We start from the raw sequence: 17,041 nt of genomic DNA, 5'->3' as shown, positions 1-17,041 counted from the left end.
TGACGCGCACCATCGGCTGGCTGACCAGCCTGTTTCCCCTGCGCTTGCGGGTCGGCCAGCTTGACTGGTCCAAGCCTGAGGCACCCGGTCTTGCACTGAGACAGATCAAAGAGGATCTGCGTGCACTACCTGACAAGGGCATTGGCTTCGGTATTCTGCGTCACTTCGATGCGCAGACAAAGAGTCTGTTTGACCACTGTCCGCAACCGCAAATCGTTTTGAACTATTTAGGTCAGTTCAACGAAGAAAATCAACACTCACTATCCAATGATGCCAATAAACCATTGGAACAATGGATGTTTGATCAAGGTGGGCTCACAGCCTGTCAAGATGACAATGATCGACAACGCATGCAATTGCTTGATATCAATGCAATGATTGACCCGCAGGGTTGCCTGAGATTCAGCGTCGCCTACTGCAAGCAAGCACATGATGAAACCTCGATTCAAGCCCTGTCGTTATCTTTTACGCAAGCATTGATCACGCTCACCAGACACTGCCTGGAAGACCCGCTTTTTAATCGCCATACACCCTCAGATTTTGATTTGATGGGTCAAACACTGACGCAACACTCGTTAGATTTACTTGTCAGGAAGTATCCAACGCTTGAGGATGTCATCCCCCTCACAACCCTGCAGCAGGGTCTGGCGTTTGAGAGTTTGTCCAGAGAACCAGATACGATCGACCCGTATCATGTACAGATGGCCTTCACCTTTAGTGGAGCATTCAATCTATCCGCTATGCAGCGTGCCTATAAAAGGCTGATTGAGCGCCATAAAATTTTAAGACTCGTCGTGGTCGCACCGTCCACACTTGAAGCGACGGGTGTGATCCTGAACGGTTCGACATTCGAGTGCTCGATCGCCGTACTGACAGGGTCACCGCAAGAGCGCCTTGCTCGATTACGTCAATTAGATATCGAGTCGCCCTTCAATCTGACAGAAGGTCCATTATTCAGAGCGAGATTAACTCAGCTCGATGACAACAATACAGCCCTATTGATATCCAATCATCATATGGTGCTGGATGGCTGGTCAACACCGTTGATGCTCAAGGACCTTGCACGCTTCTACGAGTCGGAGCTTAACGGCGTCCCACTCAAGCTTTCTCGAGCATTTGATTGGAAAGATCACCTGCTTTGGCTTAAGCAACAACCTGAAAACGCTGCGATTGAATATTGGAAGCAGCATTTAGACCCTACACAAGAGGCAGGACAGCTGATGTTGCCAAGCCCGAGCTCTCCTAAAAAGGGAATGGGCGATATTAGACTGAGCGTAGACTCCAAAAGCACCCGCGATTTCGAAAAAACTGCGCGAGAACACGGTTTGACACCAGCCTCTGCACTGCAAGGTTTGTTTGGTCTGTTAATGGCGAAGATCAGCCGGACAGACGGAATTGTGATTGGAAGCGTTCGAAACGGCCGAGGCAGTCAACTCCAGCATATCGATCAAGCAATCGGCTTATTCATCGAAACATTGCCACTTTTCCTCAGACTGACTCCCGAGCAAACACTGCTCGACTGGCTCAGGGCTCAGCAGGATGAGCAAGCTCAACAAGAAGCATATGGTCACCTCGGCTTGTCTCGCATTCAAAAACTAGCAAGTCCTGGACAGGCAAACAGCATGCCCTTGTTTGAAGCACTGTTTATTTTTGAAAACTACAGCTCAGGCACCCTCGGCGTTGGAAGCAACACCCAAGAATTAGGCTCACTCACCCAAACGGACTCTCAAGGAATAGACGGTACGCACTATCCTATTTCCCTCATTGCCGTTCCCGGTGAAGAACTATTGCTGCGTCTGACCTACGACGAGCAAAGACTGGATGCGACATATGCAAGGAAAATACTTGAGCGAATTGCTTATCTAGTCCGGAGTTTTAACCATCAATACAATCTTGTTCTTGCCAATATCCCGCTTGTCAGTGCAAATGAAAGTGAACGCTTGATTGATCAGAGTATCAGGCGCAGCGATCGTTCGATACATGATCAAACAGTCCCTCAGTTATTTGCAAATCGCCTCACTGATCTCGCGTTGAAACATGGTGAAAACCTTGCACTGGTCTATCAGCAGCATACGTTTGAACAAACGTTCACTTATAAGGAGTTACTGAGCAAAGCGAGCCAACTTGCTCGCGTGCTCATTGAGCAAGGAATAGGCCCCGGTGCCTTGGTTGCCATTCTGCTTCATCGCAGCCCGCAAATGCTGATCACTCTCCTCGCCGTTCAACAAACCGGCGCAGCGTATTTACCGCTTGACCCGGACTATCCTGCTGCGCGCCTCCAATACATGCTGACAGATAGTCAAGCACAATGTCTGGTGACAACCTCAAGCTTGTCGGAAAACGAGCCATTTAGAGAAACACTGGCTTGTCCGACGAAACTACTGCTCGATCAACAGTCTCTTATTACACGTATTGCTCAACAATCGAGCTCGCCTTTTAATGCGCAAGAGCGATTAATTCCCCTACATCCTGAACATTTGGCGTATGTCATTTACACGTCTGGAAGTACCGGTAAACCGAAAGGGGTTGGTCTGACGCATCGTAATTTGTCAGTCTTTTTAGAGGCTGTACAGGTTGAAACACCACTGGCAACCTCAGACAAAATACTGGCAATCACAACAATCGGATTTGATATTGCGGTACTTGAGTTGTATTTACCTTTAATCGCGGGCGCCTCGATCGTCTTACTCACTCCCGAGGAAACCAAGAATCCTGCCGCACTGTGTCATGCGATCAACACCCATGGTGTCACGTTGATGCAAGCGACCCCGTCGCTGTGGGATCTCATAGTGAGCGAAAGCAAAGGGCGGCACCCTTCGCTTCGTATGTTGGTCGGTGGCGAAGCGCTGTCCTATCGTTTGACTCAACAAATGATCAAGTTTGGTCAATCTATTACTAACATGTACGGTCCGACTGAGGCAACAGTCTGGGCAAGTACACAAGCAATCACCCTCGAAGCGTTTAGATCGCAAACAACACCTGCACCGATCGGTCAGCCGATGCAAGACTACGCGATGCTTATTTTGGATGAGAGTCTCTCTTTGGTTCCAGAGGGTGTGATCGGTGAACTATACATCGCAGGATCTGCTCTGGCCCGGGGCTATGTCAACCGACCAGGACTAAGTGCCGAGCGTTTCATCGCCAACCCGTACGGTCCGAGTGGTACTCGCATGTACCGTACAGGCGATCTGGCTCGTTGGGGTAGCGATGGAAATATTGAATATATCCGTCGCGCGGATCAACAAATCAAAATTCGCGGTTTCAGAATTGAACTTGGTGAAATAGAGAATGCCATCACGTCAGTTCCAGGAGTCAGCCAGGCTAGCGTTCAAGTCAGGGACATTTCAGGCGAAAAACGGATTGTTGCTTATGTTGTAAAAGGTCAAACGACAGCGCTTGAAGCAGAGATTTCCAAATCCAATCGAGAGCAGCTTGAGAATTTCAATACTGTCTGGGACTCGATTTACCGAGACAGACAGTCATCGAGTCCGGATGAGCCGGATTTTTCAGGTTGGCTGAGCAGTTACGATGGCCAACCGATTCATGCGACAGAAATGCACGAGTGGCGAGATCTGACAGTTCGCAGAATTCGTGAACTCCAGCCACGTCATATTTTTGAAATTGGCTGTGGTTCAGGCTTGCTTTTGCTACCCTTCGCACCGACAGTCGATCATTACACCGCCATAGACTTTTCAAATGTAACGATCTCGACTCTACAAAAAAAGATTGACTATTTTGGATTTAAAAATGTCTCGCTGCACCACCAGACAGCTGACAGACCTTTTCCTGACTTTAGACAACCTGTCGATACGATCGTTATTAATTCGGTCGCACAATACTTTCCGAATGTCGACTATTTACTTGAAGTTTTGGCACGCTGTATCGAGCAAGTCAGAAATGGTGGAAAGATATTTGTAGGTGACGTTTGTGTGCTGAACCTGCACGAACTCAAAACCGCATCGGTTGAATATTACAAAGCTGATTCAGACATGACGATTCAAGCTTTGCGTGAACAAGTCAAACGCCGCGTTGAATCTGAGGAAGAGTTATTAATCGACCCTGCGCTATTTGCAAAATTGATGCGTACTCGTCCTGAAATCAGTGATGTTGAATTCACCTTGAAACAAAGCAATTATGCGAATGAAATGTCACTCTTTAGATGTGATGTCGTCATTCATGTGAATAGTCTTTCACCTCACCAGGATTTACCCTCCTATGAAGAAAGACTCGACGCACAGAGAGAAAAATTTGATTTGCAAGGTTTGAACACCCTTCTTGAAAGTCGACCCGACAAGCTGTGGGTAAAAGGGCTGACTAATGGCAAGCTATCACATGACTTGAATATCCTCGAACAGCTCAGATCAGATCAAGAAGGGGACGTCAGTATCACTCTTTCAGAGCTTGGGGAGGTGCTTGTCCATCAACCCTCTTTTGCGATCTTGCCGCAGGCGCTCTACACACTTGCTGAAAAGCATGGTTACTGGGTGGGACTGATGTTTTCAGAAACAGATCCTGAAAGATTTTTTGATGCGTACTTTGTCAAACACAGTCTGGCTCAAGCGTGTTCTGGTATCCCATCCTGTCTTCTTTACTCCGATAAGAATGTTGAACAGTTGGCTTGGAATCAGTTAGCCAACCAACCTACGATACGGGATATTGACAGGATATGGATCGCTCAACTCAAAGACTCTCTGTCAGAAACCCTGCCTGATTACATGGTGCCGTCGAATTTTGTCGTGATGAACCGTTTGCCCGTGACCCCTAACGGGAAACTGGACGCACGGGCACTCCCAGATCCTGAAATTTCAGGAGGTGTCAGCTATCAAGCTCCGCAAACGGACACTGAAAAGACTCTTTGCAATCTATTTGAAATATTGACCGGAGCGATCCGAGTTGGCACAACCGACAACTTCTTCGAACTCGGCGGCCATTCTCTTTTAGCAATGCGGTTCATCTCCAAGGTCAGGGAGTCATGCAATGTTGAACTTCCCATGCGAGCACTTTTTGAACACCCTACTCCAGGGCAACTATCAAAATTGATCGACAATGGCCAAACACGTCCTTACACTCCGCTTGTTCCTTTGCGTCAATCCGGATCGCAACCCGTTCTGTTTTGTGTCCATCCTGCAGGCGGAAGTGCGAGTGTGTATGGCAATCTTGCCAATGCACTCGGCCCTGACCAACCTGTTTGGGCACTACAAGCTAAAGGCCTTGAGGCCGGTGAAATTGCGCACACTTCGATGCAAGAGGTTGTGGCTGAGTATGTCGCCGCGCTCCGTGAAGTCAGCCCTCACGGTCCTTATCGGCTGCTTGGGACATCACTAGGTGGAACGATTGCGCACGCAATGGCAGCAGAGCTCGAACGACAAGGTTGTCGCGTCGACAAACTGATCCTTGTCGATACCGCCACAATCTCCAAAAACAACCTGAGTGAAAATCCAGAGGAACGCGCCAAACAGATTATTTCGGCTATTTCCAGGGAGGCGGGTATTTCACACACCGAATCAGCAAACGAAGAGGCATTACTTTTACAAATCCGAGACCATATGAGCTCCGTCAATATGATTCCAGCAGAGATGCCCTTGGATTGGTTTAAACGCATGCTTGATCACTCGGTTCAGGCAAGTCTTTTGACAGCCAATCATGTGCTGCCTGTTATTGAGGCGCCGATTTTGTTAGTCAAAGCCACACTTGAGCCTGCGCCTGATGATCCGAGCATTTTCGACTGGTCTCCATTCACAACAACTCAGGCTCAAACCGTTGATATTCCGGCCAGTCACTCGGATATTTTGTGGCGTCAAGAAACGCTTTCCTCGTTTGCTCAAGCCATCCTAAAGTATCTCGCAAGCCCTTGAGACTGACAGACTCAAACCTTCTTAAGGATATTCGGCTGACAGCCTCAGCATTGTCAGCTGATTGCCTGTAAACCCATGTTTTGCAAGTAATTGAGAGGTGTCCGAACTGATTAATCATTAAGCTTTAGGCTCTTGTCAACGGATGCCTAAATGTATGTCTAGCCAGAAAGATTTAGTCGCGCCAGCCGACCCGCTGAACTTGGAAAATTATCAACCAGAACGTCCGGACTGGACGATAGACCAAGGTTGGGAGCGATATACAGAACAAGAACACGCCACATGGAAAACGCTGTATCAGCGCATGACGAAGCTGATGAAGGGTCGTGCCTGTGCTTTATTCGAGCGCGGGATCAAAGAGCTCCCGATGGACTCAGAACAGATCCCTAATTTTGTCGAGCTTTCCAAGCGACTGAACAAGCACTCGGGCTGGACTGTAGTTGCTGTTCCGGGTCTTGTTCCTGACCATATATTTTTCGAGCATCTGGCGAATCGCCGATTTCCCTCTGGCTGTTATATACGCAGACCACATGAGATGGACTATCAGGAATATCCAGATGTTTTTCATGACATTTTTGGTCATATTCCGCTTCTGATGTATCCCTTGATGGGCGACTTTATTCAAAATTGCGGCAAGGCCGCCGTGAAAGCGCATCAACTGAAACAGACTGACTTAATCGAACGCATTGCCAGACTGTACTGGTACATCGTGGAAGTCGGACTTGTGCAAGAAGAGAACGGCATTCGCAGCTTTGGTGCAGCGATCGCTTCGTCTGAAAAAGAAATACTCTTTGCGCTCGAGGATCGTTCTCCTAACCTGGTGAAATTCGATGCCAGCAGAGTCATGCGCTCCGAATTTTGGATCTACGACCTGCAACAGACATATTTTGTTTTAGATGACATGAATGACTTGATCAAGATTGCTCAACTTAATCTTGATGCACTTGCTGCGCGGTTGTCTGGCACACCTGATATAGAGCTTGGTGAGCTGATCGATGAGGATCAGATCATTCAGCGAGGGACATTGCGCTATCACGAGCAAAAGCAACCTCAAGCAACCGCGGCATAAGCTGCGTCGAACGCTACACTGGATTCCGCAATATGACACTGACAGCCCAGCAAATAGCAGCTTACGAGCGTGACGGCTATTTCGTACAGCACGATGCCCTGAATCAAGAGGCTGTTGAAAATTTACTCGCATGCACAATTGAGTTTCAGAATCATTCGTTTCCAGGACATGTACTGGAAAAGGACGGAAAAACTTATCGCGCCTTTCATGGGTGTCACCTCTACGACGACACCTACAGCGAATTGATTCGCGCCCCCCAATTCCTGACTCCAGCAAAACAGCTTCTCAAGGATGAGGTATACATTCATCAGCTTAAGGTGAACGTCAAACAAGCATTTTCGGGCGAAATGTGGCCCTGGCATCAAGACTACATCTACTGGCGCAATGAAGACAATATTCCGACTGCTAACATTGTCAGTGTGATGATTTTTCTTGACGACATTGATCAATTCAATGGCCCCTTGTTTTTCATCCCTGGTTCGCATGTTATCGGCTGCGTCGATACGCAAAAGGCTGCGGATGCGCCCGAGGGATGGGAAGGTAATGTCAGCGCCTCTCTCACTTATCAAATCCCTGAATCGCTTGTCACCCGACTCGTTGATGCTGGAGGACTATTTTCAGCCACAGGTAAAAAAGGCACAGCGGTCTGGTTTCATGGAAATCTCGTGCACGCCTCACCCCCGAACATCTCGCCTAGAAATCGTCGTATCGCGATCCTGACCTATAACGCTGTGAGCAATACACCAAAAATTCAACCTAAGGTTCTTAGGCCGGAGTTCCTCAACGGACGAGACTATCGCCCACTTGTTGCAATGCGTGCCGAACAACTCGCCGTAAATGTATAAGAGAAATGATTCACCCTAAGCAAAGCTTTGCCCAAGCAACGCATAATTCAATCGAACGCATCTCAGTCGATTATCTAACGCCAGAGCTTTTCTATAATGAATTCCAGCGTCTGAACAAACCGGTCATCTTGACGGATGCCTTCAATGACTCGATCCCGGTTGATATTGATAAATTAATGTCTCTCGTTGGAGACATGGTGATTCCTGTTCGTGTGTACGGACCTGAGCGTTTCATCACCCCTAAAGCACAGTGGAAAAGTTACTGCGAAATACGCCATATGACGGTCAGTGAATACTGCGATTCCCTCAGCAATGGCATAGCAAAGAAAGAAAGCATGTACTTGGCTATGATCGATATGGGAAAGACATCCTTTCGCCAAGTCGTCGGCCCCGGAATCGATCTCATCGCAGCGAAAACAGGTCTTCGCAGACAGCCGCCCAACGATGTGAACGTTTGGGTTGGACCGGGCGGACACGTTGAGCCTCTCCACTACGATGGACAGGACGGCACGCTGTCTCAATTTAGGGGCACCAAACGTATTTCACTCTTCCCGCCCAGCATCCAAGAAGGACTGTATCCTTTCAAAATGTCCCAGGGCGGACTGACTCCGAATTTTAGTCAGGTATACATTGACCGACCAGATTTCGATCAGTTTCCTCGCCTGCGAGCTGCACTCGCCGAACGTAGAATGATCGATCTGAACGAAGGTGAAACGCTTTATATGCCTGTTGGGTGGTGGCATGAAATTGAAGCGCTTGGAAACGACTACATCTGCTCAGTCAACCGCTTCTGGAAAGTGGACCCGATCTGGCGCTACAAAGAAGCGCCACAGGCAGCATATTTATATGGCATGTCACACTTATTCCGGTTCAAACACCGGATCAAGCGCTTATTGAACAAATAAACGTTAGGCTGGCAGCGTAACATCCGCGCTGCCAAACAAGCGTTCCGATTGCAAGCCCAGATTGCGACAAGCCTCGACTAACTTTCGAGCATTCACGGCAGGCACAGTATCCTCTGACGGATCAATACTCGTGACGTATTGCAGCCAAGGCTCGGCTCCCATCGCGTACACATATACTCGCTGACTACCGAGACTCTTAACGACCTGTAGACCGCGTTCCGCATCGGATCCGTTCAATCTCCGTGTCTGGTCCTTTTTACGATCGACCGGAACAGGGAGTAATGGACCATATGTCCAGCTAAATGGTGCACCCTGACATTCCTGCCCAATAAAGAGCGTTTCAATCGGCCCGTAAATAGCTTTCAGATGCTCATAAATCAACGGCTCAAGATTGTTGCTATCTGCGGCGAAAAGCAGATTATGCGAACCAGCCTTCACCAACCAGGCTGCTTTGGAGCGAATGTCCAAATCACCATGCTCCCCAAGGAAAGGCAATGCTGTGATCAGCATCTTTCCGCTTTCAATATTGCCTAGCGGCTCGAGCTCAATGACTTTTTTGAAACCAATCGATTGCAACATCAGTTTGAGCGAAGGATCAGCCAACCCTCCACCAGCGCTTGGCACAACGATCGTATCGATCTTATAGCGCAGGGCGAGCAGCGTTTCCAAGAGAACGTGGTCAGCGTGATTATGCGTGAGGACCACAAAATCAATACGGTCAGGTAAATCCGCCAAAACAAATCGCTTGATTCCACCGTTCGTGTCATACGCTACGATCGGATCCACAAGAACGTTGGTGCCATCTTCGGCTTCGACCAATACACACGCATGCCCAAAATAGCGCCAGCGTGTACCGCCCTGATGCGTACGATCATTGAGAACAGGCGCCGTTTCCGTCAGGAAATCACGAAACTTTGGATCGCTCACTCCCGCTTGCTCTAAACGCGCAATCACCGCATCCAGAGGTTGCGGCGTGATACGAAGTGCTGCAAGATAATCATAGATTTCATCGCTAAAAGGACGCTCCAATTCCACGGCATCAGGACGTGACAAGCGCGGAGTACTGAATGCAAATGCGCGATCGTCGCCATTTGCCTGGTATATCAATGCGGACTGAGAGGCGGGGTTATAGGCCGGGCTTTTGTAGAGCAGTGGTTCAATCACTCGCAAATCCGGATGTCCGCCCAAAGTGTAATAAAGCTCCACGTAGCCCCGCACCGGAGCAGGCAAAGTCTCGTAAAACTTTTCAATACTAAAGCCGTCAGCCTGTTTCAAAATCGCGCGATAAGCTTCACGCAAACCTTCACCGAATGCGATTTGCTCAGCTTGGCGCTCCTTGGTCCTGGCGATCAGACCGCGCACTTCGTCCACGGCGGTCACTGGCAAGTCGACAAAAGGGCCGCCCCGTAAACTTGGATTTTGACAAGCCGCAGCATGAATATCCGGAGCACTCACGAAGGACTCAAGCAAAGTCAAATGTCGATAGGGTATGTTTAGCGCCGCTGTCGCAGGCGAAATCAGATGCGACCAGGCATACCAGCGCTCCACCAAAGGCTCAATCACTACATCCGCTTTTAAAGTCACTAATCCAGACATACTTTTTCCAATAAAAATTCAGGGCTCTATATCAACCGATATACAAAGCTGATAACCCACGCCCCAAACTGATTTGAGCGCAACATCTGTTCCGGGTTCAGAAATTTCCACAAGCTTTCTTCTCAAGCGACTCACCAGACTCTCCAGAGCACGCTTTCCCATATCCTCAGCGCCTGCACGTTGGCTGAGTATCTCGACAATCACTTCATTTTCAAGTGTATGGTTGGGTGCTTGAATCAGACCAACCATCAAAACTTTTTCACTATTTGTCAACACAGCGCGCTGCCATTGCGCGGGTCCCACAATTGATCGGTCTCTCAGACTGAGCTTCCAGCGTTTATTTGCCAACCCCATATTGAGTCGACGTGTCAAACTTTGAAGACTTGCTGTTAACTCCTCTGGAGAAACAGGTTTATAAAGGTAGATGTCAGCCCCGGACTCGTAGCCCTTTACCCGGTCGGAGGTGGAGCCGCGCGCGGTCATCATGACAATTCCGACTTTAGGAATGCTGTGGCGGATGCGTCTGGCGATACTCAAGCCGTCCTCGCCAGGAAGAGTCAAATCCAAAATAAAAATATCTATCGGCTCTGTGATCAAAAGCTCATCGAGAGACTTCCCGTTGGCGACGCCGAAAACCTGAAATCCCGTCTCTTTGAGATGATGAAAAATCTCCTTGCGTAGCAAGGGATCGTCTTCGACTAGAGCAATACGAACATCGGAATTAGACAGACTCATTCTCAACAGGGCGTGGATATATCCAAGCTCTGCATTCTAATTGTCACAGTCAGTTTTCCAATATAAACCTCTCGCAGAAGCTCTCAGTGAAAGACCGTCACTAAGATCGAAACCGCCATCATCAAGATCAGGCCTCCCCCTACATAAAGACCATAGAGACGGCCTCCGCTCATAAAAGCCAATACAGCTTTGGCAATTGAAGCAGAAGCCATCACAATCAATACACCCCATTGCGCAACGGGGAGTTCAAGGGATCCGGTCGCACTCAATTGAGCGATACTTGCCGCGGCAGCTTGCAGCTCGACCAAAGCCACGATGCCAGCGGTAATCAACGCGCCGACTTCACCGAGATAATCACGTAGCCAGGCTGTCAAAACAATGACCGAAGAAATAATCAAGGCGATCGTCAGGGCATGCGTCAACTTGAAAGCACGAGAACTCGCTGCCTCGGGTAATGTCACACGATGGCCATCTTTGAAGAAACATAAAAGCGCTGCGACAATCAACACGCCCGAGCCCGCCGCGAGTGCAATCCACATCTGCAAAAGCAGATCAGGCGCGGCAGCTGCAAGAACGCCCGCCATTAAAAGCAAGGAGGCCAAATTCGCCAGTAATGCCCCCGCGCTGGAGACAGCAGTCAAAACCGAAGCTTCTTTTGCCTGAATACCCAGGCTGGCAACCGCCAGGGTTGATGACACAAAACCCGAAAAAAAGCCGGCGATCGGTAATCCAATCTTTGCCCCAGCAGCACGCTGGGCAATATGCCCCACCATTCCGACAGCCATCACCAGTACGACCAGCCTCCAGACCATGTGCAGATCCAATACTCCCCAGGGATCGAGTGGCTGTTGCGGCAACAAAGGCCAGATCACCACAGCAGCGGCAGCGAGCATCAATACATCCTCAAGCTCGTGATCACTGATTAATTCACGCGCCAGATGGTGCAAAGGTTTTTTGACATAAAGCAATATCGCGACCACTACCCCCAGCGCGGAAGCCAAGACTCTCTGATCTCGCGCCAACCCACCCAATACGAATGTCAGGATGATCGCCACCTCTCCGGTCATTCCGGGATCTGCTTTAGAAGTTTTGAGATAGCCGATGACAGCCAGGCAACCCACAGCCAGTAAAGCGGCAACAAAAGGCCAGATGCCAAGACCCCATGACACGGCACCGAGCAATGCGATCAGTGCATGTGTTCGAGTACCAGCCATGGCGACGGTGTTGAGATGGGCTCGCTCACGCACGATTCCGATCAACAAGCCTATACCGAGCGCAGTGACTAAACCTCTAAGTGCCTCATCCCAGTCCATGCAAGACCGACTCCTGAACTACTTAGGATCGCAAGCGTAATTTTTTAAGTTTTGTTCAACACTGCGAGGATTAATGGGTTGCCACTGACTATAAACCTTTTCGGTCTTGACGATTTGCCCACTCGCCATCCGCTCTTCGTGAAAATCGATTGTGTATGTCCGCACTCTATTGTCGCGGCAGTTGTATTGAGCGCGAATCACCACTGAATGAAAAACCACTCCCTGTGGATCACGCATTTTTTGTTTGTAATCCAACAGTTCCGCAACATTTACAAAGATATCGGTGCGTACGATCTCGCCTCGTTCAGTGTAGGTCACCATTGAGGGATCTTCATGCAAACTGTGCCATTGAGCGCTGGCCGCACAGGTCAGAAAACCTAAACTTAAGAAAGCATATTTTAAAAAATGCTTCAAACCTAGAATGTTCTTCATTTGACACCTGCCTCTTTGGGCGTTGAACCAAACACGATTCTTTGATTTGAAGTCTTTTTAACACTGACTTGGGGAGTAACCCCTGTCAAAGAATGGCATTACCAAGCCATTCTTATATCATGACAAATATGTTTTTAGCTTGCGTATGCAATGAGTATCAAGTTTTACTAAATTGCCCTTTGAGCCATTATCTGACGCAAGAGCATTCACAACAGCTTGAAGTCTACGCAAAATAAGATTCATGCCATCTCTCCTTCTTTAAAAAATTACGGACTGATTCTAACTGTCATCACGACAAACATGACTAGATTCAGAAGATTTTCTGCAATATAAAAGCATTAATATCCAAACGAAGTAGATAAATAGTTTTCATTGCCCATACAGATTGGTATGCATCTACAAAAAAATTCACGCAAGGGGACCAACCACATGAACCAAAGCGATCAAAATTTGCAAACTGATGGACAACGTTTCAAACGTTTGCATCTCGAGGAGATGACACCAGAGCAAAAAATATATTTCAACGGTCTCATGTCTGGTCCAGTATCAGGAACCGGCAGCAAAGGTGTCGTGCAAGGTGCGACCAGCCTCGGTGCCCCATTCAATGTTCTTTTACGCAGCCCAGTATTAGCAGAACGCTTGCGTAAAGTCGGAGAGTATTTACGTTTCGAAAGCAGCATTCCAAAACGCTTAAATGAATTCGCTATTCTTGTGACCGCCCGTCAATGGACTGCACAATATGAATGGTTTGCGCATCTGCGTCTTGCACTCAAAGAAGGGCTCAATCCTGAACTCGCCGCTGATCTTGCACAAGGCAAGCGCCCCAAAAACATGCAAGCGGATGAAGAAGCTGTCTACAACTTCTGTCACGAATTACACACCACACATCAAGTCAGTGATGCGCACTACAAAGCCGTGATGGATCTCTTTGGAGAACAAGGCGTCGTTGACTTGATGGTCGTCAGTGGCTACTACGTCATGGTCTCGATGGTGCTGAATGTCAATCGGACTCCTCTGCCTGAAGGCGCTGTTCCGATCCCCGAACTTCACTCCAATTGAACATCGCACATGATCGTGCGTTCGCATCTACAGGGAAACCTGCATTGAGCTCACTGGTATTTTGAGTTATCTTCGAGGCACCAAGGCACTTCTTTGGAATTGATGTCAATCATCTCTTCCAAATCGGAACTCTATAAAAACATTTCGGAGATGGTTATGAAGCTACTAAAAACCCTTGCTATCAGCTTTGCTGTTGTCTGCGCGAGCGCAGCCAACGCACAAAACTATTCGATCGCGACCGGTGGCACGGGCGGCGTTTATTACCCAATGGGAGGCGGTCTTGCCGCAGTGCTCACCAAAAAAGTTCCAGGTGTTTCAGCAACCGCTGAGGTGACAGGTGGATCTGTCGATAACCTGAAACTGATTGGATCGGGTAAACCCTATATGGCGTTTACGATGGCTGATGCCGCCAAAGACGCGCTGGACGGCAAGGATAAATTTTCCGGACGCAAAGTCGATGTCAAAACACTCCTCGTGCTGTACCCAAATCGCATGCACGTTGTGACGACTGAAGCGAGCGGCATCAAGACGATGAAGGACCTCAAGGGCAAGCGTGTCAGCACGGGTAGCCCAGGCAGTGCAACCGAAGTCATGGCCTTCCGTTTGCTTGAGGCGGCCGGGCTGGATAAAGACAAAGACGTTCGTCGCGAGCGTCTGGGTGTCGCTGAGTCTGTCAACGCCGTAAAAGATCGCAAGATTGACGCATTCTTCTGGGTAGGTGGCCTGCCAACGGCAGCTGTCACAGATCTCGCCAACACACCTGGCACCAAAATCGTGATGATCGATCATGCCGACGCTGTGGACGCCATGAACAAGAAATACGGTAACCTGTATTTCAAAGACACCATCCCCAAATCCACATATTCGGGCATGACTGGTGATAACAAGAACGCCTCTGTTTCGAACATCTTGGTCGTAAATGGCAAGATGCCTGATGAGGAAGCCTACAAAATCACCAAGGCCGTCTTCGACAATAAAGAAGAACTGGTTCGTACACATCGCGAATACGAAAATGTGAAACTGGAAAACCAGAAATCAGCCGCGACACCCTTGCCATTCCATCCTGGTGCATTGAAATACTTTAAGGAAAACGGTCAAAACGTTCAGTAAACGGACCGCTTCTGTCACTTGCAGCAGCACATTCAGCAAGTGCGTCATCATGCGCACTTGCTGAAATTTTTTGATCAATACAATTATAAATAGAACTAGGTAAAGCCATGAGTGAGTCGTCGATCGATCGCGCTACACAACAAAAACTAGATGAACTAATCCGACAAGAAGAAGGCGATGCGAACGACTATCGCGGCATGCTCGCTGTATTCCTCACACTTTGCGCAGTCGGTATGTCGATCTTTCATTTGTATGCGGCGTATGAGATCGTCCCCACCCAGCTCCTGCGAACTGTTCATCTGGCCATCGTACTTTTTCTTGTATTTTTGATGTTCCCGATTACCGCTCGATTTAAAAACCGCCTGATGTGGTGGGATCTGATCGTGGCGTGTTTTTCGATTTTTGTGGCGTACTACATTCTGAGTGGAGGCGATGACTTCACTGACCGTAATACTGAGCCTCTCCCGCTTGATGTGGCGGTGGGAATTGGTCTGATACTGATGATTCTTGAGGCCTTGCGACGCACCAACGGCATGATTTTGGTGACGGTGACGGTGCTGTTCATTCTCTATGCCTTATTTGGCAATTACCTGCCCGCCCCCTGGACGCATAAAGGCTACGAGATTGGCCGTTTTGTCGGCTTTATGTACATGACGCTGGAAGGCATATACGGCACGGCACTTGATGTCTCAGCCACGCTCATTATTTTATTTACGATCTTCGGCGCCTTTTTACAGTTCACCGGTGCCGGTAAATTTTTCATCGACTTTTCCTTTTCAGCCATGGGCGGAAAATCCTCTGGAGTGGGTCGCACAATCGTGCTGTCATCCTTCCTGCTGGGCGGACCCTCTGGATCCGGTGTGGCGACCACAGTGACAGTCGGCTCGGTTGCAGCACCGATGCTTGACAAGGTCGGCTACGAAAAGAATGCAGCAGGCGGCCTACTCGCAGCGGGTGGTTTGGGTGCCATCATTTCCCCTCCTGTTCTGGGTGCGGCAGCTTTTCTGATCGCTGACTTTCTAAAAATCTCCTACCTCGACGTCTTGTTGATGGCCACGATACCGACCATCCTGTTCTACCTTGGCCTATTTATCATGGTGGAAATTGACGTACGCAAGTATGGCATGAAAAAAATGTCCTTTGAGGCAGCCGAGAGCGCTTGGTCTCTGAGCAAAAAATACTGGTTCCACTTTTTTTCGCTCATCTCAATCGTTGTCTTCATGCTGATTGGATTTTCCCCGATCATGTCGGTGTTTTGGGCCACGATCGTTTCGGCGGCGACCAGCATGCTCAGACGCGACACTGCCATTATTTCCTATGACTGGTTACGTGGTCGCGAGCCCTTCTTCAAAGGCTTTTATCAATCCAACCTGATTAAAGCCCTCGCCTCTGGTTCAACAGGCGTACTATCCATCGCAGTCACCTGCGCGGGAGCAGGTCTGATTGTTGGCACAGTGACGCTGACCGGTCTCGGCTTGAAATTCAGCTCGATCGTCATTGAGTATGCGGGGGGATCGCTGCTGCTCACCGCGATCTTTACCGGCCTTGTGGTATGGGTGGTTGGACTCGCTGTCCCAGTGACCGCTTCCTATATTATTTGCGCCGTGATTGCTGCGCCTGCGCTCATCAATCTGGGAGTGCCTGACTTTGCAGCGCACATGTTTATCTTTTACTATGCAGTGCTCTCCGAGGTTTCTCCTCCCACCGCCTTGTCGCCCTTTGCCGCCGCTGCCATTTGTAAAGGAGACCCCTACAAAACGACACTTCAGACCTGGAAGTATGTTGCACCCGCCATTTTGGTGCCCTTCATGTTTGTGCTCGGTGACGAAGGAACAAGCCTCTTGTTGATGGGTTCCACCAAAGCCCTGGCCAATGCCGACTGGTTGCAAATCGGATGGATTACCTTTACAGCCGCAATCGGTATTGTGTGTTTGGCTGGCGGCTTGCAAGGCTGGTTTATCGAAAAAACCCATACACTCGAGCGCACCATCATGGTGATTGCAGGCGTAGCCCTGACCTACCCAGACAATTGGGCAGATGTGATCGGCTTTGCCGGCTTTATCTTGGTCTTGATCAGTCAATTACTCAGACGCAAGAGGAATATGCGTTTAGAGACTAGTTAACC

The 17,041-nt window shown here is 49.0% G+C and carries 11 protein-coding genes; 7 read left to right on the top strand and 4 right to left on the bottom strand.

Annotated elements, in window-relative coordinates:
* The 4 genes from QWY27_RS10420 to QWY27_RS10405 form a co-directional block, all read left to right on the top strand.
* A partial coding sequence (locus QWY27_RS10420; RefSeq protein ID WP_290197416.1) for a non-ribosomal peptide synthetase occupies positions 1 to 5,855 on the top strand: 5,855 nt, incomplete at its 5' end.
* A gap of 154 nt (positions 5,856 to 6,009) precedes the next feature.
* Positions 6,010 to 6,921: a phenylalanine 4-monooxygenase gene (gene phhA / locus QWY27_RS10415; protein ID WP_290197414.1), complete on the top strand. Its 912-nt coding sequence runs from the start codon at positions 6,010 to 6,012 to the stop codon at positions 6,919 to 6,921.
* A gap of 32 nt (positions 6,922 to 6,953) precedes the next feature.
* Positions 6,954 to 7,766 carry a phytanoyl-CoA dioxygenase family protein gene (locus QWY27_RS10410; protein ID WP_290197412.1) on the top strand — a complete coding sequence of 271 codons (813 nt, stop codon included), beginning with the start codon at positions 6,954 to 6,956 and terminating at the stop codon, positions 7,764 to 7,766.
* Between the two features lie 5 nt (positions 7,767 to 7,771).
* A complete protein-coding gene (locus tag QWY27_RS10405) occupies positions 7,772 to 8,671 on the top strand; it encodes a cupin-like domain-containing protein (protein ID WP_290197410.1) in 900 nt (299 codons plus the stop codon).
* Between the two features lie 3 nt (positions 8,672 to 8,674).
* On the opposite strand, the gene QWY27_RS10400 is transcribed toward QWY27_RS10405, so the two are convergent.
* The 4 genes from QWY27_RS10400 to QWY27_RS10385 all read right to left on the bottom strand — a co-directional run bounded on the left by QWY27_RS10400 (position 8,675) and on the right by QWY27_RS10385 (position 12,747).
* Positions 8,675 to 10,267, bottom strand: coding sequence for an MBL fold metallo-hydrolase (locus QWY27_RS10400; protein ID WP_290197408.1), 1,593 nt, complete (start codon positions 10,265 to 10,267; stop codon positions 8,675 to 8,677).
* 18 nt (positions 10,268 to 10,285) lie between these two features.
* Entirely contained in the window at positions 10,286 to 11,002 is a 717-nt protein-coding gene (locus QWY27_RS10395; RefSeq protein WP_290197406.1) for a response regulator transcription factor, read from the bottom strand.
* A gap of 83 nt (positions 11,003 to 11,085) precedes the next feature.
* The gene (locus tag QWY27_RS10390) at positions 11,086 to 12,315 is read right to left on the bottom strand and encodes an MgtC/SapB family protein (protein ID WP_290197404.1); all 1,230 of its coding nucleotides are present in this window, start codon (positions 12,313 to 12,315) and stop codon (positions 11,086 to 11,088) included.
* Between the two features lie 18 nt (positions 12,316 to 12,333).
* On the bottom strand, positions 12,334 to 12,747 hold the full coding sequence (locus QWY27_RS10385) for a surface-adhesin E family protein (protein WP_290197402.1): 414 nt from the start codon (positions 12,745 to 12,747) through the stop codon (positions 12,334 to 12,336).
* 429 nt (positions 12,748 to 13,176) lie between these two features.
* Here QWY27_RS10385 and QWY27_RS10380 point away from each other — a divergent pair, with 429 nt between their 5' ends.
* From QWY27_RS10380 to QWY27_RS10370, 3 genes are all read left to right on the top strand, one after another.
* Positions 13,177 to 13,806 carry a carboxymuconolactone decarboxylase family protein gene (locus QWY27_RS10380; protein ID WP_290197400.1) on the top strand — a complete coding sequence of 210 codons (630 nt, stop codon included), beginning with the start codon at positions 13,177 to 13,179 and terminating at the stop codon, positions 13,804 to 13,806.
* Positions 13,807 to 13,962: 156 nt separating this feature from the next.
* Positions 13,963 to 14,916, top strand: coding sequence for a TAXI family TRAP transporter solute-binding subunit (locus QWY27_RS10375; RefSeq protein WP_290197397.1), 954 nt, complete (start codon positions 13,963 to 13,965; stop codon positions 14,914 to 14,916).
* A 107-nt stretch (positions 14,917 to 15,023) separates the two neighbouring features.
* Complete coding sequence (locus QWY27_RS10370) at positions 15,024 to 17,039, top strand: TRAP transporter permease (protein ID WP_290197396.1); 2,016 nt, start codon at positions 15,024 to 15,026, stop codon at positions 17,037 to 17,039.
* Positions 17,040 to 17,041 lie beyond the last annotated feature (2 nt).

The organism is Zwartia vadi (assembly GCF_030410375.1).
GTDB classification, from domain to species: Bacteria; Pseudomonadota; Gammaproteobacteria; order Burkholderiales; family Burkholderiaceae_B; genus Zwartia; species Zwartia vadi.
The sequence above is the reverse complement of the archived record's forward strand: the minus strand, read 5'-3'. Positions and strand labels throughout refer to the sequence as shown.